This is a genomic window from Bilophila wadsworthia ATCC 49260, from assembly GCF_000701705.1.
Lineage (GTDB): Bacteria > Desulfobacterota > Desulfovibrionia > Desulfovibrionales > Desulfovibrionaceae > Bilophila > Bilophila wadsworthia.
Genome location: NZ_JNJP01000174.1, coordinates 1 through 2492, shown reverse-complemented (window position 1 = coordinate 2492; position 2492 = coordinate 1). Strand labels below are relative to the sequence as shown.

4 protein-coding genes are annotated in these 2492 nt (G+C 53.9%); 3 read left to right on the top strand and 1 reads right to left on the bottom strand.

The annotated features are described in order from the left end of the window. Positions 1 to 74 precede the first annotated feature (74 nt). Positions 75 to 302, top strand: a complete 228-nt coding sequence (locus T370_RS0121665) for a hypothetical protein (RefSeq protein WP_029436988.1) — start codon at positions 75 to 77, stop codon at positions 300 to 302. After that, the gene (locus T370_RS26360; RefSeq protein ID WP_029436987.1) at positions 299 to 490 is read left to right on the top strand and encodes a ClpX C4-type zinc finger protein; all 192 of its coding nucleotides are present in this window, start codon (positions 299 to 301) and stop codon (positions 488 to 490) included. The genes T370_RS0121665 and T370_RS26360 overlap by 4 nt, the downstream gene beginning before the upstream one ends. A 261-nt stretch (positions 491 to 751) precedes the next feature. Here T370_RS26360 and T370_RS25310 read toward each other — a convergent pair whose 3' ends face one another. Continuing rightward, positions 752 to 1246 (bottom strand): hypothetical protein, encoded by a 495-nt coding sequence (locus tag T370_RS25310; protein ID WP_156034488.1) that lies wholly within the window; start codon positions 1244 to 1246, stop codon positions 752 to 754. Positions 1247 to 1507: 261 nt separating this feature from the next. Here T370_RS25310 and T370_RS0121650 point away from each other — a divergent pair. Next, on the top strand, positions 1508 to 2492 hold a 985-nt coding region (locus T370_RS0121650), incomplete at its 3' end, for a DNA-binding protein (protein ID WP_029436985.1).

The window sequence follows — 2492 nt, the reverse complement described above, 5'->3', positions numbered from 1 at the left end:
GCCGTGCTGGACGCGCTCCGCAAAATCGGGGTGCCTGAAAACCTTCTCCATGATCCCAGAAAGGAGGCAGCGGCATGAACGAACAATCCCGATCCCATCGGCAAATCCGCAGCACCGTACTTGCCGAGGTAGCTCACCTTGAATGGGAACAGGCCGTAACGGTGCTGGTTTCCGCAGTCAACGAACGGGCGATAGAGGGAGGCTTGCAATCCAAGGTGGAGTTTGTCCCGTTGTGGAGCACCAATGGACCGTACTGCTGCGTTGATAGCGTCTACCACCCGAGGAGGGGGAAGACAAAATGAAGCCCACCAGCCCCGTCTGTAGCTTCTGTGGCGTCAAGGAAGAGGAAGAGAGTTGTAAAGCTCTTATCGAGAACAAAGACCGCACAAGGTACATCTGTGATCAGTGCATCAAAGGAATTGCAGCCCTTTTGAAGGCCAATCCCGGAAGAAAGCATCTTCGGTATTTGCCGAAGAGGAACAAGAAGTAAGGAGAAACGGTATGACTCTAGAGAAAAACGGTACCTATCAGCAGACAGAGACAACGAATGCTCAGGACAAATACGATTGGATTATGAACAGTACAAAGGCTTCTCTACCGCAAGACAGGCGAGAAGCTCTATTGGCAGAGCAAAAGGCCGTTAGGAATATTCTCGCCTGTCTTGAAGGATTAACTACGGTTGAGGCCATCAGGGTTCTTGTTTTGGTTCTTGATGTAAAAAGCATGGATGCGCAACTAGAATGCCCCCATTCTACTTATCAAAAAAATAATCATCAGGTATCCGAGGAAGCCTCTGAGTTCCTGAATAAGGAAAAAATTCCTGCTCCTCACCCCAAGGGGTTTCGCCTGAAAACGGCCAATAAATAGCAAGCGATGAAGAGAGGCCCCATGCCTCTGTTGCGGCTGTAGATAAGGCAGACCGATAACTTGAGCAGTCTATATCATAGCTAAGTTGTTCGGCTGAACGAGCGAATATGCAAGCTCTACGGCAAAATACAAGTGCTCCAAGTAATCCAAGCAGTTTGTCTTTTTCAGTTTTCCATATGGCTTTCTTTTTTCTTTCACTGGGGGTTTGTATAAGAAACAAAGAGATTTCTTTTGAATGCTCGTCTAGCCATGTGTCCCAAGCCGTTTTTCCAGATGTCTTTAACGAATTGCTTAATCTAGAAATATCATCTTCTGAGAGCTGTTCTTCTATTTCTTCTCTCAGCTGCTCAAAGTGAGCCATGTACTTCTGTATAGACATTTCCGCCTCCTCGGCATTCCCGGACGGTCCGGGAGTTAGATGGTTGATTTTGATGTGCCCAGTCTAACCGAGAAGGCGGAACCTTACAAACCGGGGCCGCAGAGCGCCCAGAGCGCCACGGTCACTACCGCGCCCGTGTAGGCCGCCCGCTACGCCATGCGGCGGGCGGCGAAACCTGCACAACGGCGAATACCGCGAAGCCTCCACGCGGGACGCTCCCCCGGAGCGGCATAATCCGGGGCAAATTTATGAGGTGAGGCTATGAGCGGGATTAAGGAAGCATACACGGCGCAGGAGTTGGCACCTCTGCTCGGTAAGACTGAGCAAGGTGTTCGGCTTATCGGTAAGCGTGATAACTGGGACCGTCGCCTCCGTTCCGGTCAAGGCGGCGGCTTCGAGTATCCCACCATCAAGCTCCCCGCCGACGTGCGCGAAACGATCGCGCTGGCCGTTTCCGCCGAGGAACGGGAAAACCTCCCCGTCGTCCTTGAACCCGCCACGCCCGCCGTGGTTGAGTCCCCCACCGTTTCCCTTTCTCACCTCACCGCGCGGGAACGTGATGTGGCGCTTGCCCGCAAGGCACTCATCGACGCCGTGTGCAATTTCGAGACGGTAGGCAAGTCCCGCCGGGCGGCGATCCTTCTGCTGGTGGAAGCCTACCGGAACAGCACGTTGCCGCGAAATCTCATGGAAGCGGCCCGCATCGCCAACGCCCGGCGAGGCGATGCAAGAGGCATTTCCCGCTCCAGATTGTTTGACTGGTACGCGACGTATGAAAACAGGGGGATTCTTGGGTTGGTTCCTGCCGATCCGAAGAAGAATACAAACATTCCGGAGTGGTTCGAGATATTCCGGCTGATCTGGAAAAGACCGCAAGCGCCTTCCATAAATCAGGCGCGCCGGGAATTTGAGATTGTCGTCCGGTGGGTCGGGCTTGGAATGCCCGAGGGCGGATTGCGCTTTCTGCACTTTCTCAATCCCGAAAAGATCACGAAACACAAAAGCTTGCCAGCTTTAAAGCCGTTTGCGAAGAATCCGGCTTCCATTCCGTCGATCGACGCGATCAGGCGGATAGCCAAAAAGATACCGCTGGAACTTTTGGAGCGCGGGAGCCGCACCGGCAACGCCATGTTGAAGATCCGGCCTCATAGGCTGCGCTCCACGGCAAACATGCTTCCCGGCGAAGGCTTCACGGGCGACGGCACCACCTTTGACGGACTGGTCCAGCACCCCTATGAGCCGCGCG

Excerpts from the sequence above, each read along its gene's own strand:
- T370_RS26360 (WP_029436987.1), top strand. The coding sequence starts at position 299 with ATGAAGCCCACCAGCCCCGTCTGTAGCTTCTGTGGCGTCAAGGAAGAG.
- T370_RS25310 (WP_156034488.1), bottom strand. The coding sequence starts at position 1,246 with ATGTCTATACAGAAGTACATGGCTCACTTTGAGCAGCTGAGAGAAGAA.
- T370_RS0121665 (WP_029436988.1), top strand. The coding sequence starts at position 75 with ATGAACGAACAATCCCGATCCCATCGGCAAATCCGCAGCACCGTACTT.